The 22,369-nt window shown below is 62.1% G+C and carries 19 protein-coding genes; 9 read left to right on the forward strand and 10 right to left on the reverse strand.

The window, feature by feature from the left end; genetic code table 11:
* Window positions 1-133: 133 nt before the first annotated feature.
* Window positions 134-2,113, forward strand: a complete 1,980-nt coding sequence (locus tag M1D34_RS24275) for a BCCT family transporter (protein ID WP_498782757.1) — start codon at window positions 134-136, stop codon at window positions 2,111-2,113.
* A gap of 145 nt (window positions 2,114-2,258) precedes the next feature.
* Here M1D34_RS24275 and M1D34_RS24280 read toward each other — a convergent pair whose 3' ends face one another.
* Window positions 2,259-3,917, reverse strand: coding sequence for an arylsulfatase (locus M1D34_RS24280; RefSeq protein ID WP_498782759.1), 1,659 nt, complete (start codon window positions 3,915-3,917; stop codon window positions 2,259-2,261).
* Between the two features lie 406 nt (window positions 3,918-4,323).
* On the opposite strand from M1D34_RS24280, the gene M1D34_RS24285 reads away from it, so the two are divergent.
* Window positions 4,324-4,680, forward strand: coding sequence for an SPW repeat protein (locus M1D34_RS24285; RefSeq protein WP_498782761.1), 357 nt, complete (start codon window positions 4,324-4,326; stop codon window positions 4,678-4,680).
* A gap of 135 nt (window positions 4,681-4,815) precedes the next feature.
* Here M1D34_RS24285 and M1D34_RS24290 read toward each other — a convergent pair whose 3' ends face one another.
* The 6 genes from M1D34_RS24290 to M1D34_RS24315 form a co-directional block, all read right to left on the reverse strand.
* On the reverse strand, window positions 4,816-5,898 hold the full coding sequence (locus M1D34_RS24290; protein WP_014530777.1) for a Gfo/Idh/MocA family protein: 1,083 nt from the start codon (window positions 5,896-5,898) through the stop codon (window positions 4,816-4,818).
* A gap of 11 nt (window positions 5,899-5,909) precedes the next feature.
* Window positions 5,910-6,695, reverse strand: a complete 786-nt coding sequence (locus tag M1D34_RS24295) for a ThuA domain-containing protein (protein ID WP_498782764.1) — start codon at window positions 6,693-6,695, stop codon at window positions 5,910-5,912.
* A gap of 219 nt (window positions 6,696-6,914) precedes the next feature.
* Window positions 6,915-7,943, reverse strand: coding sequence for an ABC transporter ATP-binding protein (locus M1D34_RS24300; protein ID WP_498782766.1), 1,029 nt, complete (start codon window positions 7,941-7,943; stop codon window positions 6,915-6,917).
* 9 nt (window positions 7,944-7,952) lie between these two features.
* Complete coding sequence (locus M1D34_RS24305) at window positions 7,953-8,783, reverse strand: carbohydrate ABC transporter permease (protein WP_498782768.1); 831 nt, start codon at window positions 8,781-8,783, stop codon at window positions 7,953-7,955.
* Window positions 8,783-9,769 carry a carbohydrate ABC transporter permease gene (locus M1D34_RS24310; protein WP_498782770.1) on the reverse strand — a complete coding sequence of 329 codons (987 nt, stop codon included), beginning with the start codon at window positions 9,767-9,769 and terminating at the stop codon, window positions 8,783-8,785. The genes M1D34_RS24305 and M1D34_RS24310 overlap by 1 nt, the downstream gene beginning before the upstream one ends.
* Before the next feature lie 87 nt (window positions 9,770-9,856).
* The gene (locus tag M1D34_RS24315; RefSeq protein ID WP_498782772.1) at window positions 9,857-11,128 is read right to left on the reverse strand and encodes an ABC transporter substrate-binding protein; all 1,272 of its coding nucleotides are present in this window, start codon (window positions 11,126-11,128) and stop codon (window positions 9,857-9,859) included.
* A 477-nt stretch (window positions 11,129-11,605) separates the two neighbouring features.
* Between M1D34_RS24315 and M1D34_RS24320 the strand changes: the two genes are divergently transcribed.
* Entirely contained in the window at window positions 11,606-12,622 is a 1,017-nt protein-coding gene (locus tag M1D34_RS24320; RefSeq protein WP_498782774.1) for a substrate-binding domain-containing protein, read from the forward strand.
* 21 nt (window positions 12,623-12,643) lie between these two features.
* Here the strand turns inward: M1D34_RS24320 and M1D34_RS24325 are convergent, their stop codons facing one another.
* Entirely contained in the window at window positions 12,644-13,303 is a 660-nt protein-coding gene (locus M1D34_RS24325) for a GntR family transcriptional regulator (RefSeq protein WP_498782776.1), read from the reverse strand.
* Window positions 13,304-13,390: 87 nt separating this feature from the next.
* On the opposite strand from M1D34_RS24325, the gene M1D34_RS24330 reads away from it, so the two are divergent.
* The 4 genes from M1D34_RS24330 to M1D34_RS24345 all read left to right on the forward strand — a co-directional run bounded on the left by M1D34_RS24330 (window position 13,391) and on the right by M1D34_RS24345 (window position 17,770).
* Window positions 13,391-13,996 carry a TRAP transporter small permease gene (locus M1D34_RS24330; protein WP_498782778.1) on the forward strand — a complete coding sequence of 202 codons (606 nt, stop codon included), beginning with the start codon at window positions 13,391-13,393 and terminating at the stop codon, window positions 13,994-13,996.
* Window positions 13,996-15,261, forward strand: a complete 1,266-nt coding sequence (locus M1D34_RS24335) for a TRAP transporter large permease (protein ID WP_498782780.1) — start codon at window positions 13,996-13,998, stop codon at window positions 15,259-15,261. Before M1D34_RS24330 ends, M1D34_RS24335 begins: the two co-directional genes overlap by 1 nt.
* 28 nt (window positions 15,262-15,289) lie before the next feature.
* Window positions 15,290-16,285, forward strand: a complete 996-nt coding sequence (locus M1D34_RS24340) for a TRAP transporter substrate-binding protein (RefSeq protein WP_498782782.1) — start codon at window positions 15,290-15,292, stop codon at window positions 16,283-16,285.
* Window positions 16,286-16,561: 276 nt separating this feature from the next.
* Window positions 16,562-17,770 (forward strand): TIGR03862 family flavoprotein, encoded by a 1,209-nt coding sequence (locus M1D34_RS24345; RefSeq protein WP_498782784.1) that lies wholly within the window; start codon window positions 16,562-16,564, stop codon window positions 17,768-17,770.
* A gap of 390 nt (window positions 17,771-18,160) precedes the next feature.
* Here the strand turns inward: M1D34_RS24345 and M1D34_RS24350 are convergent, their stop codons facing one another.
* Complete coding sequence (locus tag M1D34_RS24350) at window positions 18,161-18,388, reverse strand: hypothetical protein (protein WP_003525717.1); 228 nt, start codon at window positions 18,386-18,388, stop codon at window positions 18,161-18,163.
* A gap of 195 nt (window positions 18,389-18,583) precedes the next feature.
* On the opposite strand from M1D34_RS24350, the gene M1D34_RS24355 reads away from it, so the two are divergent.
* Together M1D34_RS24355 and M1D34_RS24360 are read left to right on the forward strand one after the other, a co-directional pair.
* On the forward strand, window positions 18,584-18,745 hold the full coding sequence (locus tag M1D34_RS24355) for a Thivi_2564 family membrane protein (protein WP_017266304.1): 162 nt from the start codon (window positions 18,584-18,586) through the stop codon (window positions 18,743-18,745).
* A 154-nt stretch (window positions 18,746-18,899) separates the two neighbouring features.
* On the forward strand, window positions 18,900-20,036 hold the full coding sequence (locus tag M1D34_RS24360; RefSeq protein WP_498782787.1) for a PQQ-dependent sugar dehydrogenase: 1,137 nt from the start codon (window positions 18,900-18,902) through the stop codon (window positions 20,034-20,036).
* Window positions 20,037-20,144: 108 nt separating this feature from the next.
* Here M1D34_RS24360 and M1D34_RS24365 read toward each other — a convergent pair whose 3' ends face one another.
* Window positions 20,145-22,058 (reverse strand): adenylate/guanylate cyclase domain-containing protein, encoded by a 1,914-nt coding sequence (locus M1D34_RS24365; protein ID WP_498782789.1) that lies wholly within the window; start codon window positions 22,056-22,058, stop codon window positions 20,145-20,147.
* Window positions 22,059-22,369: the final 311 nt, after the last annotated feature.

Raw genomic sequence — 22,369 nt, forward strand, 5'->3', positions numbered from 1 at the left:
CCGGGCCGTCTCTTATCGATTCGTCGGTTCAACGGTCAGGCGTGCTACTATGCCGGAAGGGATTCGAGGGAGATCGCACGTCCTTTTGCTCATCCCGCTCTCGCGCGCACAATCGGTGGGGAGGTGGCATTAAGTGCAGCAGTTCAAAGTGAATTTTCCGGTATTCGTCGGTTCGGTGGCCGTTATCGCTCTGTTCGTCGGAATAGGTGTTATTGCGCCGAAGAGAGCTGAAGCGATTTTCAGCGGAATGGAGTCTGCGATCCTGTCCGGTTTCGGTTGGCTCTACCTGCTCTCGGTGGCCATCTTTCTGTTTTCGATGCTCTTTCTGGCGTTCAGCCGCTACGGCGAGTTGAAGCTCGGACCGGACGATTCCGAACCCGAGTTCAGGTACCTGTCCTGGATCGCCATGTTGTTTGCTGCCGGCATGGGCATTGGCCTCATGTATTTTGCCGTCGGCGAGCCGATGACGCATTTTGCCTCGCCGCCGGAAGCCGAACCCCTGACCATCGCAGCCCAGCGCGAGGCAATGAGCGTAACCTTCTTCCATTGGGGGGTGCACGCCTGGGCAATATACTCGGTCGTCGGGCTGTCACTCGCCTATTTCGGCTACCGGTACAATCTACCCCTGACCGTCCGATCCGGCCTCTACCCGCTCCTCAAGGAGGGTATTCACGGGCCGATCGGACATGTCGTGGATATTTTCGCGATCTGCGGGACCATGTTCGGGCTCGCAACCTCGCTCGGATTCGGCGTCCTTCAGATAAACTCCGGACTGAACTATCTGTTGGGGGTCCCCCAGTCGATCTACGTCCAGCTCCTGCTCGTGACCGTGGTCACGGCAATAGCGACTGTCTCGGTGGTCACCGGCGTCGAAAAGGGTGTCCGCATTCTCAGCGAGACCAATCTGTTCCTGGCAGTACTGCTGATGCTCTTCGTGCTCGTGGTCGGGCCGACGGGCACGCTCATGCGCGACTTCGTCCAGAACATCGGTCTCTATCTCGATAGCCTGGTTTTGCGTACCTTCAACATCTATGCCTACGAGCCACGGCCGTGGATCGACAGCTGGACCCTGTTCTACTGGGCATGGTGGATTTCCTGGTCACCCTTCGTCGGCATGTTCATCGCGCGCATTTCCCGTGGGCGTACCGTGAGAGAGTTCGTCACTGCCGTCCTCTTCGTACCCGCCATGTTCACGTTCCTCTGGATGACGGTTTTTGGTAACACGGCGATCTACGTGGATACGACGATCGCCAACGGCGACCTGGCGCGTGACGTGAAGGCGGACCTTTCGGTCGCCCTTTTCCAGTTCTTCGAGTATCTGCCGTGGCCCGCTGTAACCTCGACGCTCGCGGTTCTGCTCGTCAGCATATTCTTCGTAACCTCCAGCGACTCCGGCTCGCTGGTGATCGACACGATTGCGTCCGGCGGAGAAACGGCGACACCTGCTCTTCAGCGGATTTTCTGGTGTTCGCTCAGCGGTATCGTGGCGGCCGTTTTGCTCTCCACCGGCGGACTGACGGCACTCCAATCCGCCACGATCTCCACGGCACTGCCGTTCAGCCTCGTGATGCTCGTTCTGGTGTGGTCGCTATTCGTCGGGATGCGGGCCGATCTTGCCCGCACACAATCACGCGGATCGGTCGGTCCAAGAGCCTATCCCGCGTCCGGTGTGCCCTGGCAGCGGCGCCTGGCGATGACCTTGAGCACGCCGGACAAGCTGGCGGTGGAGAAATTCCTGCAGGACTCCGTGCTCCCGGCACTGGAGGCAGTGGCCAAGGAACTGACGCGCCGGTCTCGGCCGGCTTCAGTTGATCGGAATGCCGAAACGGGAGCACTGACCCTCACGGTTCCGGCCGAAGGCCATCGCGACTTCGTCTATGGCGTGCAGATGTCGGAACACAAACTTCCGGCCTTCACCGCATATGACGCAACCGTGGGAGATGTCCGCTACGAGGCGCGCACCTTCTTTTCGGACGGTAGCCGCGGCTATGACATCATGGGAATGGCGGATAACCAGATCATCAACGATGTTCTGTTTCAGTTCGAACGATACACGGGCTTCGTACGGTCTCCGGAGTCCTCGCTGCTGGCGACCTCGCCCGAAGAGCAATAGAACATCGCCAGAACATCTGAAAAGGAAAGGCGGAAGCTTACCCCCGCCTTTCCCGAAGATCGCAATATGGCTGGAATACGCGATCCTCGTTTCCCGTTTGCATTGCCCAGCCTACTGGAGATAGCAGCGGGCTCTGACAAGTGCATCAACGCGGCGCCAGGCTTTCCAACGCTCCGAGCCGCTTGAGCGCGGCCTGCTGTTGCAGCCACGTATAGCTGATCCCGCTGGCGTTCAGTGTGCTGCCCGGCTGGTAGGGATACTGGTCGAAGTCCTGGAAGAACTCCTTGATCTTGCCCTGGATCGGCACCAGGAGCCACATGTTTCGGCCGATGAACTCCATGGCGCCTCCGCCTTCTTTCGCACCTCGCTCATAGGGATCCATTCTCAGATTTGTGATGTTGGTCCAGCTCGGCGTCTCGCGGGTGGCCGTGGCGATGTTGCCTTCACTGTTGATCGCAAAGCTGAGCTTCCAGTCGTTCCACCGGATCGCATTCAGATTGCCGCCCTGGTCGAAATAGTAGACCGCGTCGCGAGGCGGCTCCTTGGCCTCGCCCTTCAGGAGCGCGGTGAGGTCGTAGCCGTCAAGATGGACCTTGAAGTTCTTGTCGCCGGACTGGAAGCCCGTCTTCATCTGCTCCTTGACGTCGGGGATACCGGCGGCGGCCGCGAAGGTCGGCATCCAGTCCATCAGGGTCACGGGATCGTTGATCTGCGTGCCCGGCTTCACCACGCCCGGCCAGCGCACCATCATCGGAATGCGGAAACCGCCTTCCCAGGTCGTGCCCTTTTCACCATGGAACATGGTCATAGCGCCATCCGGCCACAAAGCGAGCTCGGCGCCGTTGTCGGTGGTGTAGAGCACGATCGTGTTTTCGGTGATGCCGAGGTCCTCGAGCTGCTGCAGCAACTGGCCGACATGGCCGTCATGCTCCACCATGCCGTCGGCATGGATGCCCTTGCCCGTCTTGCCCACGGATTCCGGCTTCAGATGGGTAAAGACGTGCATGCGCGTCGAGTTGAACCAGCAGAAGAACGGCTTGTCGGCCTTCGCCTGGCGATCGATGAAATCCTTCGCGGCCGCGAGGAACTCTTCGTCGACGGTCTCCATGCGCTTGGTGTTGAGCGCTCCGGTATCTTCGATCTTACCGTCCGCGCTCGATTTGATGACGCCGCGCGGCCCGAAATTCTTCCGGAATTCCTCGTCCTTCGGATAGAAGTAGCCTTCCGGCTCCTCTTCGGCATTCAGGTGGTAGAGGTTGCCGAAGAACTCGTCGAAGCCGTGGTTCGTCGGCAGGTGCTCGTCGCGGTCGCCCAGGTGATTCTTGCCGAACTGGCCGGTTGCGTATCCCTTGGACTTCATGACGTCGGCGATGGTCGGCATCCAGTCCTGAATGCCGTGCGGGTCGCCGGGCATGCCGATCGTCAACAGCCCCGTGCGGAATGGTTCCTGGCCGAGAATGAAGGAGGCGCGCCCTGCGGTGCAGCTCTGCTGACCATAGGCATCGGTGAAGATCGCGCCCTCGGCGGCGATACGATCGATGTTCGGCGTGCGATAACCCATCAGGCCCATGGTGTAGGCGCTGACTTGCGGAATGCCGATGTCGTCGCCGAAGATGACGAGGATGTTCGGCGGCTTGCCGTTGCTTGCTGCCGGTTGCTCCTGAGCCTTCGCGCGGCCTACGGCCACGGCCCCGTTCGCCGCAGCCGCAGCTGCAAGGATCGTACCGCCCAGCAGGAGGCTCCGGCGATCTATGGAGATGGATTCTTGCGCATTTTTGCGCTTTTCAGCATCTAGAAGGCCCATGCTTCACTCCTCGATTAAACTTGTGCGTCCGAAGCTATGCGGGTTCCGCGCGCTTTGGAGCCCGCCAGATTATCGGCGGAAGCATCCGGCAAGAGAAGTTGGACCAAGGGGCAACACGACGGCCGTTGCGCCGCCGTTTTGATTTTCGACAGCATCCGAATGGACGCACGAAGGCGCAGCAGGCGGTCACTGCAGTTTCCATGAGCTGGTTATGCTCTATGGAAGCCGTAGCGAGCGGCAAAACTCCGCATCTTGACGGATTCCTTGAAACACCCGCGGTTTGCGAGTAAAATTGCGGCAGCAATTCAAAGCGTTACAGAACCGTGCGATCTGAGGCGAACGGAGTTGCAACGTAAGCTGCACGCGAGTGGTGACGCTTTGCCAAACTTCACATGTGGAGGTTGTCATGCCCAACACTCTGATGGCAGGAAGAAGAAGCCAGGATTGGGCAAATCTGGTCTTGGCAGCGTGCCTGTTCCTCTCTCCCTGGGTCATCGGCTTTGCGGCTGAAGCCGCGCCGACGTGGAACGCCTGGATCGCCGGCATCGTGCTCGGCGCCCTTGCGGTCGCAACCCTTTCGGCCTTCGCCGAATGGGAGGAATGGGCCAATATGATAATCGGCCTGTGGTTGATCGTTTCTCCCTGGCTGCTCGGCTTCATGGGAAATGCGAATGCGATGTGGACGCACGTCATTCTCGGCGTGCTCGTCGCCGCAATCGCAGCCTGGGCGGTCTGGGACTATCGTCACCACTCGCACGCCTAGAGCGCTTCCAGGAAAAATGTGTAACGTTTTCCATCCGGAAGTGCGTTGGATCAAATGGTTGGAGCATTTCAGTGTTTCCATGAAACATTGAAATGCTCTAGATCGTTTGAATGCGGCGCGCGGGTGTCCTGCGGGTTACCCCACAGCGCGTTCCTGCACCACCGCGTCGATGTCCGGCACGCCGAGTTCGCGACGTGAGCGCTCCGTCTCGATGGCGAGATCGAGCACTCTCTGCAGGTCCGCGGCATGACGGAAACCCGGCTCGACGGTGCGGCCGGCCTTCACCGCCTCCACGAAGCGCTGGTAGTTGGTGGGCACGGTGCCGGCATCGACGGTGCGCCATACCGCCTTTTCGACATCGGGCCCCATGCAGCCGCGTAGGCTTGAACCATCAGGTGTATGGATCACCTCCAGGGCTCCCCTGTCGCCGTGCAGCCTGAGCCTCAGTTCGTTGAGATGGCCTGTCGCCCAGCGGCTGGCATGAATCACGGCCATCGCGCCGTTTTCGAACTCCGCCGTCATGGCGAAGCTGTCATTGGCGTCGAGGTCGTACTCGCCGATACGGTTGTCCGGCGCCTTGTCGAATGCTTTCAGGCGAGCGAATACCCGCTCGACCGAGCTGTTGGCCCCGTAGCCGGCGAAGTCGAGAATGTGGATGCCGACATCGCCAAGCACGCCATTCGATCCGTGCTTCGTCGACAGCCGCCATAGCCATTTCGACTCGCTTGCCCAATCGCCCCAGGCCCGCGACACGAGCCAGCTCTGGAGATAGGAAGCCTCCAGATGCCGCACCCGGCCGATTTCACCGGCGACCACGAGTTCACGCGCCTTCTGCAGCGGAGCGACGTTGCGATAGGTCAGATTGACCATCGTGACGAGACCGGCCCGCTCGGCTGCGGCCGCCATCTCGGCGGCCTTCTCATAGTTTTCGGCCAGCGGCTTTTCACACAGCACATGCTTGCCGGCGGCGATGAGCGCCAGGGTCGTCGGGTGATGCGCCTTGTCGGGCGTCACGTTGGTGGCCGCGTCGAACTCTCCCCAGGCGATCGCCTCGTCGAGAGAGGTGAAGGTGTTTTCGATGCCGTGCGTGACGGCAAATGCCTTGGCACGGGACGGGTCCACGTCAACGGCGCCGACCATTTCGACGCCTTCGATCTCAGCAAAGGCCTTCGCGTGACTGTTGGCCATGCCGCCGGTTCCGAGAATAAGCAAACGCATGGGGGTCCCCTTCATCGATATCCGGCCTCGCCGGCCCGATGCAGTCTCGGGCCGCGCTCGACGATCGGCTCCAGCGCCTTCTCCACCGGGACGTTCGGGGCATCATGGATGGCCTTATACGTGCCCTGCGGGTTATGCGCCCATTTCACCGCGTTCCGCAGTACCTTGTGTACGGTCGCGTCGTGATAGGTCGGGTAAGTCTCATGCCCGGGGCGGAAATAAAAAATACTGCCCGCGCCGCGCCGCCAGGTGAGACCCGAGCGGAAGACCTCGCCGCCGGCAAACCAGGAGATGAATACCGTCTCCAGGGGCTCCGGCACCGAGAATTGCTCGCCATACATCTCCTCGTTCTCGATAACGAAGTTCTCGCCGAGCCCTTCGGCGATCGGGTGGCGCGGATTAACGACCCAGACGCGTTCGCGCTCTCCCGCCTCGCGCCATTTGAGCGCGCAGGGCGTGCCCATCAGCCGCTTGAACACCTTGGAGAAGTGGCCGGAATGGAGAACGATCAGACCCATGCCTTCCCAAACGCGTTTGGCGACGCGTTCTACGATGGCGTCGTCGACGGCGCCATGATCCTTGTGGCCCCACCACAGGAGCACGTCGGCGGCGGCGAGCCGCGTCTCGCTCAGCCCGTGTTCCGGCTCCTGCAGCGTCGCCGTGGTCGCATCGATCCCCGGGTCGGAATTGAGTGCGGCTGCGATCGTGTTGTGCATGCCGTCCGGGTAAACCTCCCGAACCACCGCATTCGTCTGCTCGTGGATGTTTTCACCCCACACGATGGCATTGATAGACAAAGTCATTCTCCTCGTGATTTGGGGCACCCTGCCGGATGCCGACTGTCTGTGACTTGAATTGTGGGCGCGGGGCCGGGCCGGGAAAACCACGCGGGGTCCCCGCCCTTTCCTGCCCTAACGTTTGAGGCTTTGGAATGATCCGAAATCCTTCGGATCAGCCTTGGTGCCGAGACTTTCCGAGCGAAATCGCGCGGCTTAATGAACTCGCGTGGCTGCGTTCTAGGCCGCACCCCGTATTTCCATCCGTCCGAGCGCCCGGCCGACCGGATCGAAGCGGTGAACCTGGCCGGCGGCCGGCGAGATCCTGATCGTCTGTCCGGGCTGATGCTTGGCGATGCCGCTCTCGCGGACGATCACCGGCTCGCCGGTCCCGATGTCGAGATAAATATAGCTGTCGGAACCGAGCATCTCCGAATGGATGACGGTCCCACTCCACTCACCTCCCTGTTCATCGATCTCCAGGTGTTCCGCGCGGATGCCGATCGTGTCCGCCTTGTATGGCTCTGCGAGGGCGCCGGAAAGAAAATTCATCTTCGGCGAACCGATGAAGCCGGCGACGAACACCGAGTTCGGCGTCTCGTAAAGCTCCAGCGGCGTGCCGATCTGCTCGACGAGACCGTCCCTCAGGACGCAGATCCGGTCGGCGAGCGTCATCGCCTCGACCTGATCGTGAGTCACATAGATCATCGTCGTCTTGTGCATGCTGCGGTGAAGCTTGGCGATTTCGAGGCGGGTGGCCACACGCAGCGCGGCGTCGAGGTTCGAAAGCGGCTCGTCGAACAGAAAAACCTTCGGATCGCGAACGATCGCCCGGCCGATCGCAACGCGCTGGCGCTGCCCGCCCGAAAGCTGGCGCGGCAGGCGTTCGAGATAGGGCGTGAGCTGCAGCATTTCCGCCGCCGCCTCGACCCGCTTGCGGCACTGCTGCTTGTCTTTGCCTGCAAGCTGCATGCCGAAGGCCATGTTTTCATAGACTGTCATATGCGGGTAGAGCGCATAGGACTGAAAGACCATGGCGATGCCGCGGCGCGAAGGCGTCAGCTGATTGACGACCTGGCCGTCGAAGGCAAGCGTTCCGGAGGTGATTTCCTCCAGCCCCGCGATCAGTCTCAGGAGGGTCGACTTGCCGCAGCCGGAGGGGCCGACGAAGACCATGAACTCGCCCGACTTTATTTCCATGCTGACGCCCTTGATCACATCGAAGGCGCCGAAGGATTTGCGGATATCGCGCAATTGAAGCTCTGCCATCTTATTCTCCTATCCTTTGACGCCGCCGGCCGTGAGACCGGAAATGATCCGCCGCTGAAAGATGAGCACGAGGATCACGAGAGGCACGGTGACAATCACGGATGCTGCCATGATGTTGCCCCAGGGAATCTCGAACTGGCTGCCGCCTGAAAGCAGAGCGATCGCCACCGGCACGGTGCGCTGCGTGTTCGACGACGTGAACGTCAGCGCGAAAAGGAACTCGTTCCACGCCGCGATGAAGGCGAGAAGCCCCGTCGTCACCAGCGCCGGCCACATCAGCGGCATAAAGACACGGGTGATCACCACCCAGGGAGAAGCACCGTCGACGATCGCCGCCTCTTCGATCTCGATCGGCAGATCCCGCATGAAGGTGGTCAGCACCCACACAGTGAATGGCAGCGTGAAGATCATGTAGGAAAAGATGAGCGCGAGCGGCGTGTTGAAGATGCCGACGAAGCGGATGAGCTCGAAGAGACCTGCAAGAACGGCGATCTGCGGAAACATCGAGACCGACAGGATCGTCAGGAGAAGCAGCCCGCGGCCGCGGAAGCGTACCCGGGCGAGTGCATAGGCCGCGGTGACGGCAAGAAGCAGCGATATGGCGACCACGAGCGTGGCGACGAGGAGCGAATTGCCGAGATTGCGCACGAAGGTTCCGTGCGAAAAGATGCCGGCATAATTGGCGAGCGAAATATCCGTCGGCCAGTAGTCGATGCGAAACAGCGCCGTGCCGGACTTCAGGCTCGTCAGGATCGCGTAATAGAAGGGAAAGACTGCGACGAGGATGATGACGGCAACCAGCGCGTAGAACGCCGTCCGCTTTGCGATCGCGACGACCATCAGCGTTCTCCTCCGCTCAAGTTGAGGCGACCGAGCCACATGTAGAGGATCGTGATCGTCGCGATGATCAGGAACAGCATGGTCGAGGCGGCCGCGCCATAGGCGAACTTGTCGAAATCGAAAAGGTTTTCGCGCGCCATCACCGACATGGTCTTGGTCTGCGCGTTGTTAGGCGTCAGCACGTAGATGAGGTCGAAAATGCGCAGCGCGTCGAGCATGCGGAAGATGACCGCGACCATCAGCGCGGGCCGGATCAGCGGCAGGGTGACCCGCCAGAAGACACGTACCGGATGGACGCCGTCGATCCGGGCGGCTTCATAAATATCGCCCGGCACCATTTGCAGGCCGGCGAGGATCAGGAGCGCCATGAAGGGCGTCGTCTTCCACACGTCCACGATCAATACGGCGATCATGGCGGTGTCGGGGCTGGCGGTCCAGGCGATCTTCTCGCCGATCAGGCCAAGGCCGAGCAGCATGTCGTTGAGGATGCCGAACTGGTCGTTGAGCATCCAGGCCCACATTTTCGCGGAGACGATGGTCGGGATCGCCCAGGGGATCAGGATCGCGGCACGGACAAGTCCGCGACCGGGAAACTGCGCGTTGAGTACCAACGCGACGATAAGGCCCAGCGCCGTTTCGATACTGACCGAAAGAACCGTGAATTTGAGCGTGTTCCAGACCGCATTCCACCAGGCGGGGTCCGCAAGCAGGCCCCTGTAAATAGTCCGCCCGCTCTTCAGGGTGATCCATGAGAGATAATTGGCGAAGCCGACGAATTCGGCGCCCGACAGATTGGTCAGCGAGGCGTTGGTGAAGCTGAAATAGATGGTTCTGATGAGCGGCCAGCCGGCGACGAGCGCCAGGACGAGGAAGGTTGGCGCGAGAAAGAGCCAGGCCGAACGGACCCGTTGCGCCTGCAGGTCCGAGCCTATCCTGCCGCCATGCGCAAGCGCAGCCGGCCGATCCGCGAGGGAGAGATCAGTCATGACGTGAGCCTACCGGTTGGCGCGGGTCCCGCCCGTGCCGTTTGATCTTGACCCGGACGGCAGAGCTGCCATCCGGGTCTCGCGATTTTACCAGGCGTCGCCCTTGAGTTCGGTCAGTTCGACTTCGAGAAGCTCGAGATTCTCCGCCGCCGTTCCGTTACCCGAAAGCGTATTGTGTACGGCGCTCCAGAACTTGGAGGAAACTTCGTTATACTTCACCTTTGCCACGGCCGAGGGGCGCGGCACGGCGCTCTGGAAGATAGGCTTCCAATGCGGCATGAACGGCTGGGCGGCGGCGACTTCCGGATCGTCGTAAAGCGCCGCGATCGTCGGCAGGTTCGAAAGCTCGATAGCGCGCACCTTCTGGGTTTCGGCCGAACCCAGGAACTTGACGAAGGCGATCGCCGCCTCCTGCTCGTCGGAATATTTCGAGACCGCGAGGTTCCATCCGCCGAGTGTCGAGGACGGCTGATCGCCGTCGGTGGCGGCCGGAAGCGGGGCCACTTCGAATTTGCCCTTTACGGCGCTGTCGTCCCCGTTGCCAAGCGCGTAGGCATAGGGCCAGTTACGCATGAAGACGGCGTTGCCGGTCTGCCAGACGCCGCGTGATTCCTCCTCCTGATAGGCAAGCACGCCTTTGGGCGCGATCGTGCCGATCCATTCCTTGACTTTCTCGACGGCCGCCGCCGCCTTTTCGTTGTTGACGGAGATCGTGCCGTCGGGCTCGATGATCTGACCGCCGCCGGACGACTTGATCCACTCGAGCGCGTTGCAGGTGAGTCCCTCATAGGCATTGCCCTGAAACACGAATCCCCAGATATCGGCACTGCCGGCGGCACGCTCCTTGTCCTGAATCTCCTTCGCCGTCGCCGCCAGCTCATCCCAGGTCTTAGGTGGCGTCTTGCCGTATTTGTCGAGCAGGTCCTTGCGGTAATAAAGCGCCGGCGCGTCGGTATAGAAAGGCAGAGCGACGAGTTTGCCGTTAACCGTCTGCGACTGGATGATCGAGGGGAAGTGCTCTCCGACCACATCCTTCGTCGCCTCGGTGAGGTCGACGAACTGCTCGGCGAGCTGCGGAGCCCAGATGACGTCCGTCTGGTAGACGTCGACATCCTTGTTGCCGGCGGCAAGCCAGAGTCGATACTGGCTGAACTGCTCGCTGCTCGAGGCCGGCATGGTCACCAGGTTGACCTTGTGACCCGTCTCCTTCTCGAACTTGGCGATCTGGTCCCGCAGAAAGCTGAGATTCTTGCCGGTCGAATTGGCCGCCATAGACAATTCGGCGGCGGCAGCAAGGTCGATTGCGCCGACGATCGCAGCGCAGGAAATCAGCGTCCTTACAAAAGGCTTCACGTTCATTGGTCCCTCCAAAACTCCCCCCGGTTCCGCAGGCTCCTCAGCAATTCGAAAACGGTTTGGGTGCGCAGAAGCTGTCAGAAGGACAATCTGCTGTCAAGCTGAGGTTGCAACGGAAGTAAGCGCCATGGCCCTTTCAGATTTCATTCCGTATATTCCATACGTTAGCCGAAACTCGGCGCGTCGACTCCACAACCGGGGCCGGTGGCGAACCTGATTGCGAGAATACTTCATCCACAGGAATTTAAAACGATTTGGATCATACCCGGATAGCTCTGTCGATCAAACCCTGGCAGTGGCGCGACGCAAACGCGTGGATTGTGACTGCCGGCGAACCGGGTATAGTCCAGCGCGAATGTCTGCAGCGCTGCGCATCGCTTTGACGCGCAAAATTTCGCGAGTGCAGCTTCTCGATTTGCTGCGTGACTTGCTTCGGAAGCGATCCCCGGACAATACGCAGAAGGGGTGCAGGGAAGAACAGTGAAGCTCAAGGAATTCGCCAAACAGTTGGGGCTCTCTCCAACGACGGTAAGCCGTGCTCTGAGCGGCTATCCGGAGGTCAGCGAGAAGACCCGCAAGCGCGTTGCCGAGGAGGCCGTGCGTCTCGGTTACCGGCCGAACATCAACGCCGTGCGCCTCGTCACGGGCCGCGCAGGCGCGATCGGCGTCATTATGGGCCGCAACGAATTCCAGTTCTCCGAATTCATGAGCGGCATGGCCGAACGGCTGGACAGCGAGGATATCGACATTCTCGTGAGCCCGGTTGCCGACCATGATATGAAAGCCGAGCTCCAGCTCTATAGCCGGCTGGCGACGAGCGGACGGGTCGACGCCGTGATCATCCATTCACCGAAGCCGAACGACGAGCGCATCCTGCTGCTCCACAAGCTCGGCATTCCTTTTCTGGTCCATGGCCGCTCCGAGACCAACGTGCCGCACGCCTGGCTCGACATCGACAACGAAGGCGCGATCCGCCGCGCCACCTCGCACCTTCTAGACCTCGGCCATAGACGGATTGCACTCATCAACGGCCGCGACGGTCTCACTTTCACGCTCCACCGCGACAAGGGCTATCGGGAGGCGCTGGAACAGCGCGGGCTGCCCTTCGATCCGCGCCTGGTCACGCATGGCCAGTTCACCGACGAGATCGGTTTTCGCTCGGCCCGTTCCTTCCTCGAGCAGTCCCCCCGCCCGACGGCCTTCGTCGCCGGCTCGATGATGACGGCGCTCGGCGTCTATCGCGCCGTGCGTTCGGTCGGCCTTGTGGTGGGGCAGGACATCTCCGTCATCGCCCATGACGATGTCTTCCCCTATCTCACGGCCGACAACATGGTCCCGTCTCTTTCGACGAGCCGGTCGTCCCTGCGTGCCGCCGGCGCGCGCTCGGCCGACCTCACCCTGCAGCTGCTCACCGGACGGCCGGCCACGGAGATTCACGAGCTCTGGCCGGTCGAGCTCATCCTGCGCGAGTCGACCGGTCCGGCGCCGGAGGCTTGACCATCCTTCTCTGGCGGGGCTCTACTCGCGTCCCTTCAACCGGAACAGCAGGTCCTCATGTACGGCCTTGAGGTGGAAGACGAGGAAGGCGGCCGCCTCCTCGAAAGCGCCTGCGCGGCAGAGGCGGATCAGCTCGGCATGTTCTTCCATCGCTCGGGTCATCGCTGCGACGCTTGAGAGCTGGACGCGCGTGTAGCGGTCGCTCGTCTGCAGCAGCGACGCGACGATCTGCTGCGTCCGGGGCATCTCGGCGCGCCGGTAGAGGGCCAGGTGCAGTTCGGCATTGAGCTGGCCATAGGAGTCGATTTCCCCTGCGGCCGTCGCCTTGAGGAATCGGTTTTGAACCTCCTCCACCCGCGCGAAATCGTCGCCATCGAGAAGCGGCGCCGATTTGCGGAAGAGCCGCGGTTCCAGAAGCGCCCGCAGCTCGAAAACGTCGTTGATCTCGGCGAGCGACAGTTCGGAGACGATCGCCCCCTTCTGCGGCACGATCCTGACCAGCCCTTCGGCTTCGAGCTGAAACAGGACCTCGCGCACCGGAATGCGGCTTACGCCGTAGGTTTCGGCCAACGCATCCTGGCGCAGCTGACTGCCGGCCGGATAGCGCCCGGAGAGGATCGCCTGCCGAATTTCCTCGATTAATGCCCCGGAGAGGGTGCGATGTTTAAGATGTGACACCATGGACGCTCGCTACAGGAATACCGCCAAAAATGATATTGACTCCAAGAATGTATAAAATCTACTTTATACGCAAACCAGGGAACAGTCATGAACCAGTCAGTCGCGCCGCCGCTTTATGCGCGCGCCATCGTCTCTCTCTCCGAAGCCATGCTCGCCCTCGAAAAGCGCGCCGTTGCCGGATTGATGTGCGTGCTTCTCGCGCTCATCCTCCTGAACGTCGCCACGCGCTACAGCGGACATCCGCTCTATTGGGTCGATGAATCGGCCGTATACGCCATGGTCTGGCTCGCCTTCCTCGGAGGCTCGGCGCTGACGCGTCTCAGACTTGATTTCGCCGTGACGCTGCTGACGGATTACCTGCCGCCCGCGGCGGCGCGCTGGATGCGCGCGGCCTCGACACTGCTCGTCCTCCTGTTCGCCCTGGCGCTTGCGGCATTCTGCTGGATGTGGATGGACCCCGTCGGCATCGTCCGCGCCGGCTTCGACGCGAAGGTCTTCGCGGCCGAGAGCTTCAACTTTCTCTATACCGAGCGTAGCCAGACGCTGAATTGGCCGATCTGGGCGATCAGCCTCGTCATCCCCCTCTTCGCCGTAACCATGACCGTCCATTGCGCCGCCAATCTCGTCGAAGACCTCGGTCTGTCGCCTCAGCGTGAGCGGCGCGAACTTTCGAGCGCCGAGGGAGTGAACTGATGGTCACCACCGCCGCCTTCCTCGCCTTCATGCTCGTCGGCGTTCCGATCGGCGTCTGCCTCTGCCTCGGCAGCATCGTCTATATCTTCGCTTCCGGAAATCCCCTGCTGTTCCAGAGCTTTCCGACGCAGCTCTTCGGCGGCGTCGACAATTACGGGCTGATCTCCATTCCGCTCTTCGTGCTGATCGGCGAGATCATGAACGGCGGCGGCATCACCCGGCGCATCATCGACATGACGATGGCTTTCGTCGGCGCGATGCGCGGCGGGCTTGCCTATGTCAACCTGCTCGCCAACATGTTCGTCGCCTCGATACTCGGCTCGGCCACGGCGCAGGTTGCCGTCATGGCGCAGATGATGGTGCCGGAGATGGAGAAGAAGGGCTATGACAAGACCTTCGCCGCCGGGCTCACCGCCTATTCGGGCATGCTCGGTCCCATCATCCCCCCGTCGATCATGTTCGTCGTCTACAGCGTGCTCGCGCAGGTTCCGGTAAGCGATATGCTGGCCGCAGGAATTGTGCCCGGAATTCTGCTGACCGTAGCCTTCTGCCTCGTCATCGCGGCGATGGGTTTCGTCTACAACTATCCGCGCGGCGAGCGCATGAAGCTCAAGGAGCGCGTCCGTATCGTGCTGGCTGCGCTGCCGACGCTTCTCATCCCCTTCGTCATCGTCGGCTCGATCCTCTCCGGCCTCGCCAACGCGACGGAGGCCGCAGCAGTCGGGGCCGTTGCAGCGGTGCTCGTCGGTCGCTTCTGGATCGGCGAGCTCAAATTCTCCGATCTTCCGACAATGATGCTAAGGGCCGGCATCTATTCGGCCGTGGTCCTCTTCCTCGTTGCGGCCGCCGCGGTCTTCTCCTGGGTACTCGTCTACGGCATGGTGCCGCAGCAGGTTGCCGGCTGGGTTCAGACCGTCGCCTCGGATCCGGTCACCTTCATGCTGCTCGTCAACGTCATCCTGCTCGTCATCGGCACGGTGATCGACGGCGCCCCCGGGCTCATCATGACGGTGCCCATCCTCCTGCCGATCGCGACCGAGGTCTACGGCATCGACCCGATCCATTTCGGCGTCGTGGTGGTCGTCAACCTCGTCCTCGGCTTCCTCTCGCCGCCGGTCGGGCTCTGCTTCTTCGTGGCGGCCGCGGTGACCGGCGCAAAGCCCGGCAAGATGTTCCTGGTGACGCTGCCGTTCTTCTTCGTCTCCTGCCTCATGCTCGTGCTCCTGTCGCTCATTCCCTCGCTCTCGACCTTCTTCGCCCGATAACCACAACGAACCAGCCAGAGGATCTTCCATGACATTCTCCCGCAGAACCTTCCTTGGCGGCATGGCCGCCGGCGCAGCCCTCTCGCTCGCCACGCCGTCGCTCGTGCGCGCGCAGGAAACGCGCACCCTGCGCCTCGGCATCGTCACGCCGCCGGGACACCCCTGGAACAATGCCGCACTCAAGGTGGGCGAAGCCCTCAAGGCCGAGACGAACGGCCGCCTGTCGATCTCGGTCTTTCCGGCCGGCCAGCTCGGCAACGAGGCGGCGATGCTGCAGCAGATGCAGAGCGGCGCGCTCGATCTCGGCTGGATCATGACCGCCGAACTCGGCTCGCGCATTCCCGCCGTTGCCGCGATCAACGCGCCTTGGGTCGTCGATTCCACCGCCAAGGTCGCCAAGCTCGTGCGCGAACCGGTCGCCATGAAGCTCCTCGACGTTCTTCCGGCCGAGACCGGAACGGTCGGCCTTGCCTGGGGTATCACCACCATGCGCGTCGTCTTCTCGGCCAAGGAGATCGCCGGGCTCGACGACATCAACGGCATGAAGCTGCGCATCAATACGACGCCCGCCTATCGCGATTTCTACCAGCTTCTCGGCGCCGCGCCGACGCCGATCCCGACGCCGGCGGTTTTCGACGCCATGTCGAACGGCCAGGTGGACGGTCTTGAGGCGGACCTGGACTTCTCTTGGAACCAGCGCTTCGACAAGGTATCCAAGACCATGCTGAAGATGAACGCCATCTTCATGCCCTGCGTGGCGCTGGCTTCCGGCCGCGTGTGGCAGGCCCTCCCCGAACCCGACCGGGAGATCATCGCCCGCCTCACCAAGGCAGCGCTTGACGAACAGATCGACGCAACCGTCGCCAACGAGCCGGCCCTCCTCGAAAGGTTCGCCGGCGCAGGCATTCCGATCAAGGATGTCACCGTCGCCGACGCCGGACGGATCATCGCCGAATACGACAAGATTTGGCTGCCGAAGGCACCGGTTCTCGCCGAACTTCGCAAGGTCGGCGCAACGCTCTGACGCTCTCGGATGGGGAAGGCGGCCTCGGCCGCCTTCTTCATCCGGTTCGCGGATAACGCCGCCGGCCGTCGAGATCACGATGTTTTTAGGTCGACCCGACCTAAAATCCTGAACGGGATCGATTCCAAGAAGTTAGAGCAGGATGCGGGCGGAAAACCGCGCGCACTTTTTCTTCTTCCCCGCTCTGGCCCGCGTGGCGCGCAAACCGCCTCAATCTGCTTGCGCTCTGGCGCGCCGCAGGCCAAGAGAGTCTGAGGAGCTCCGGGGAGGTCCACAGTGGAAAGAAAAGAAATCGCAATTGTCGGCGGCGGTCCCGCCGGTCTGATGGCCGCAGAAGTCTTGTCCCGCTCGGGCCACGCAGTGACCGTCTACGAGGCGATGCCGACCGCGGCGCGCAAATTCCTGCTCGCGGGAAAATCCGGCCTGAACATAACCCATTCCGAAGACTACCAGGACTTCGCGATGCGCTTCGGCGATGCTTCGGCAAGGCTGCGCCCCGTACTCGATGCCTTTACCCCTCAGGATGTGCGCGCCTGGGCAGCCGGACTTGACGCGGATACCTTCGTCGGCTCTTCCGGCCGCGTGTTTCCGAAGGCTATGAAGGCCTCGCCGCTGCTGCGCGCCTGGCTCCGCCGGCTGGAGGCCCAGGGCGTCCGGCTTCTTACCCGTCATCGCTGGTCGGGTTTTGCGGAGAACGGCTACATCTTCGATACGCCGGAAGGGAAGACGGTCGTCCATTGCGACGCTGCTCTCCTTGCGCTTGGCGGCGCAAGCTGGCCGCGACTCGGCTCCGACGGCGCCTGGGTGCCGTTGCTGCGGGCGAGAGGCGTGTCGATCAGCGATTTCCGCCCCGCCAATTGCGGTTTCGACGTCGCCTGGAGCGAGATTTTCCGCGAGCGTTTTGCCGGCCAACCGCTGAAGGGCGTCACCGCCACATCCGATGCGGGTACGATCCCGGGCGAATTCGTCGTGAGCCGCCACGGCATAGAAGGCAGCCTTATCTACGCCCATGCGGCAAGCCTGCGCGACCGGCTGGACCGGGACGGCAAGGCGGCGCTCGTGCTCGACCTCACACCCGGCCGCACGGCCGAGAGGGTCGCGCGGGATCTCGGCCGGCAGGACCGCAAGGCGAGCTTCTCCAATCGTTTGCGGAAGGGCGCGGGGCTTGACCCGGTCAAGGCGGCTTTGCTGCGGGAACTCTCGCCGGAGGCGGCCAGATCCGCTCCGGAGCAACTCGCTGCACTTATCAAGTCTTTGCCCGTTCCCCTACACGCAACTCGGCCGACCGCCGAAGCGATCTCATCGGCCGGCGGCATCCGCCTGGACGCCATCGATGAACGCTACATGCTGAAGGCTCTCCCCGGCCTCTTCGCCGCTGGAGAAATGCTCGACTGGGAAGCGCCGACCGGCGGCTATCTCCTCACCGCTTGCCTCGCAATGGGCCGCGCTACGGCGTGTGGCGTTAAAGCATGGCTCGCCGGCTAGACAAACTGGCAGTTCGACGTATCCACGCGCAGGAAGCCTTATCCGTTGACCAAATTCCCGGTGGAGATCGGCCGGCAATCGGCCGAATCCTTGTCCGATTCTGGACTTGCTTCGCTGCTTCGTTAGACAGATACCGCCACCTTTCTGACAAATGAAACGCTCGACGTCTGGCCCGCCCCCGACGCGGCCGCGCAAGCGGTCGCGGCCGGCAAGTCCGCTGTCGCATTCTCAGCGGATGTGACCGCAGCCGCCGTGTGCGGTTTTCCGCCCGCATCCCGCGTCTCAACTTCTTGGAATCGAACACGTTCATGCTTTTAGGTCGACCCGACCTAAAAACATCGCGATCTAGAGCGTTTCCCTGCTTCATTACACAGTCTTCCGGGAAGCGCTCTAGCCCGCTTCCGGTGCCGGCGGGGCCTCACCCGTCGTCAACATCTGCATCAGCGCGAGTTCGCTCCTCACGCCCTGCCGGTAAAGGTGGAACAGCATCTTTCCCAACTCCGCACCATGTTCACTTTCCGGCTCCAGCTCCCTGGAGGAGCAGGCATAAACGTGAACACGTCGCAACATCAAGATTTCGTCGTCGTCAATGGCGAGATCCGAGAAGCGCACCGACATTTCCTTTGACCCTCTAATCAAAGTGGCTTTGTTGATGATGACTTAATATTGGTGCGGATACGGCGCGAATCCAGACCCCCCATCATTCTTCAGTGAAGAGAGTTACGCGAACGCCAAGGCCCTCCACTTGCCTTTTGCTCTGCCTCCCATAGTTGAAACAGAAGACAGCATTTTTCAACGAATGGGGCAGACAACATGTCGGTACTGATCAGCATCCTGATCACCTTTCTCGTCGTCATTCTGGTTCTTTACCTTGTCAACCGCCTTCCCCTCGACGGGCGCACCAAGCAGATCGTCCAGGCCATCGTCATCATTATCGGCATCCTGTCGCTGCTGCGGTATCTTGCCGTGTTCTGACCTCCACCGGTGCTGCGGTCCCCTGTCCTTTCTGTCCTTTCCCGGTGGCCGCATACATGTGAACGCGGCCTGCGTATCTGCCGGGAACTTTGGCCCGGCTTCCCCATTAGGGGCCGAGTGAACAGTCCGGTTCGTGAAACGAGCGGAGGCGGCCATGATGCGAGCAGCTGTTTTCCTGGCATTGGCGGCGGCGATGGCCGTTGCGCGGCACGAGACCGCGACTGCGCAGGATTCGCCGCGTATGCTCGACACCGAAAGCGGGCCTGTCGGCGTCGAAGTCTTCGCGGGCGGCCTCGAGCATCCCTGGGGCGCTGCCCTTCTGCCGGATGGCGACATGCTGGTGACGGAGCGCCCCGGCAGGCTACGCCTCGTTTCGGCCGAGGGAGCCGTCGGCGAACCGATCGAAGGGGTCCCGGATGTCTTCGCCCAAGGTCAGGGTGGGCTCCTCGATGTTGCACTCGATCCGGATTTCGCCACGAACAGGACTGTCTATCTTTCCTTTGCAGAGGAACGCGAAGGCGGCGCCGCCACCTCGGTCGGCCGTGGCCGGCTGAACGACGACGCCACCGCGCTTTCGGACTTCAAGATAATCTTCCGGCAGGAGCCGGCGGCTTCAGGCGAGAATCATTTCGGCTCGAGGTTGGCCTTCGCGCCGGACGGCAAACTTTTCATCACGCTCGGCGAACGCTTCGACATGCAGGAGGCCCAGAACCCGGCCAACCATCTCGGCACGATCGTCCGCGTCAATCCCGATGGCTCCATACCGGACGACAACCCCTTCGTCGGCCGCGAGGGCGCCGACGAGATTTGGTCCTACGGCCACCGCAACGTGCAGAGCGCCGCCATCCATCCGGAAACCGATGTGCTTTGGACGGCAGAGATGGGACCGATGGGGGGAGACGAGTTGAACATACCCGAGGCCGGCAAAAACTATGGCTGGCCGGTGGTGAGTTGGGGCAGACATTATTCGGGCGAACGAATTCCCGATCCGCCGAGCCGGCCCGAATTCGCAGGCTCCATCCATAGCTGGACGCCGGTGATCTCACCCTCGGGAATGATGTTCTATACGGGCGACCTGTTTGCGGACTGGCGGGGCGACCTCCTGATCGGCGGCCTGTCGGCAGGCGGTATCGTCAGAGTGCAGACGGACGGCCGGAAGGTGACCGGCGAGGAAGTTCTTTCGCTCGAGGCACGGGTTCGCGATCTCCTCCAGGCCTCCGATGGCTCGGTGCTCGCGCTGATCGACGCCGCATCCGGCAGGATTCTGCGCTTGAGGCCCGCCAACAGGTAGAGCACGTCCAGGAAGACCGTAATCTCTCCTCCTTCCTCATCCCTGTGCTCGTCACAGGGATGAGGAATTCAAACAGACCGCGGCGGGTATCCCGAATCTCAACAGGCCTTAGATTTGTGATTGCGTGCGCGGTCGAAGGAAACCACTCGTTACGTCAGGGGCATTTGCCTCGGCGAGCCGGGAGAGGAATTCCTCCATGAGCGCGGAGTCGCCGAAGCGGCGCACGGAGCGCTCGCTTGCGAGCGAAAATTCGGGGTCCACCTCGGTCAGGCGCGCCATTGTGCGCTGCGCTCCCTCAACGTCTCCCCGCTGGCTCAGAACCGCCGTCCGTATCAGCAGGCAATCCGCCTCCTGCGGGGCGCGGATCAGGCATTCCCGCAAGACCTCGTCGGCCTCATCGAGACGACCGGCAGCATAGAGCGCCTGCCCGTAGACATAGGTATAATATTCCGGTGCCATGGGATGCAGCCGGCGCGCCCGCTCCGCGTTTTGCACCGCCTCCTCATAGCTGCCGAACCGGACCTGCGCCTTTGCCAGCGCCATCAGGCTGTCCGGGTCGTTCGGATTGAGTTCGACGGCCCTTTGTGCCGCCTGCATGGCGCCGGGATAGTCGCCGGTTGCCGAAAGGCCAAAGCTGAGGACCTGGTAGCCGGCAGCGAGGTTCGGATCGAGGCGGACAGCCTGGCGTGCCTCGCTGAGGCCGGTTTCCGCATCGGTCGTCGTCGCCCTGCCGCTGAGGTTCTGCACGAAGTCGACGATATAGGTCATCCCCAGATTCGCGCGCGCCGCGGCGTAACCGGGGTCGAGCTCGAGGGCACGATGAAGCAGCGCCCGGGCAGCGATCAGTGCCTCCGCATCCTTCGAGCCGTGCTTGTACCGGTCACGCGCCTGGAGGACGAGGTCATAGGCCTGGAGGTTTTCGGTCGGCCGTTCCGCCGCATTCGAGACCTCTGACTCGCGCACATAGGAAACCAGATGCGAGACGATTTCGGCCGTCAGGTCGGTCTGGACCGCAAATATGTCCTCGACCCGGCGGTCGTAACTGCGCGACCAGAGATGCGCACCGCTGCGCGCATCGATCAGCTGCGCCACCACACGAAGCTGGTCCCCGGCGCGCCGGGCACTGCCTTCGACCACATAGCCGGCACCCAGCCTTTCGCCGATCAGGCGGATGTCTTCTGCCTGTCCGCGCAGCGCGAAGGTCGAATTGCGGGCAATCACCTGAAGCTCGGGGTTTCGCGCCAGATTGGCGATTATGTCCTCGGTAAGCCCGTCGGCGAAATAACTCTGCTCGGCGTCGCCGCTCATATTGTCGAACGGCAGCACCGCGACCGTCGGCCTTGCATCGGCGAGTTCGCCGCCCGCCAGGCGCGCGAGGCTGCCGGCTAAGTCGGCGCCGACGGCTCTTACCTCCGGCGCCTGCGTTGCGGCAGCGGCGAGGACGAGTGCCGCGGCCCCGATAGCGTAGGGCAATGCCGCGCGCCGGCCACGGGCGATCCGACCAATCCAGCCGAGACGGTTCTTTTCATCCGCATCGAGCCGCACCGCATAGACGGCGAGCGGCTCGGGAATGTTCTTCGCCTGCCTCCGGCCGATGCTGTAGAAGAGCTTGCTGCGGTTCCGGTCGGCACTGCGGACCACCGCCTCGCTCACGAAAATGCCGCCCGGTTCGGCCATGGCTTCGAGCCGCGACGCGACGTTCACGCCGTCGCCGAACATGTCGCCGTCGGCTTCTATGACGTCGCCGAGGTTGATGCCGAGGCGCATGTCGAAGGGCTGCTCGGAAAATCCGTTCTGGATTTCGATCGCGGCATCGAGCGCCTCGTTGACGCTTGGAAACGTCGCGAGAAAACCGTCCCCCGTCGTCTTGAATGTGCGGCCGCCGTGCTTCTCGACCGAAGGTATGATCAATCCGCTGAAAGTCGCCCGCAGGGCGGCATAGGTCGAGGATTCATCCTCGGACATCAGGCGGGTATAGCCGACGATGTCGCCAGCTACGATTGCTGCGAGTTTACGTTCCATCACGAGCCTCGACAGTCTTCACGCGCATCTTTATGGGACTGACCCCACCCGTCCACTCACAACTCCGTGTCCGCCGCATCGCCTGCGGAGTGCAGCCTGCGACGACGCGTGCGCTTTCCAACTCGCCGTCGACAAGGAACCGGGGTGATTGGCGTAAGGAGGTATGGCTACGAAGAAGGAGGCGAACGGTCGCTGATACACTGCACATGATTGCGGCCTTTGGGTGGCGACAACCGCGTGGAGTTAGAGCGCCTTAGTGTTTCATCAAGACACTCAACGCTCTAAACTTTCGAAGCCGCGCACTTCGGGAC

The sequence above is a fragment of the Ensifer sp. D2-11 genome (genome assembly GCF_054161295.1).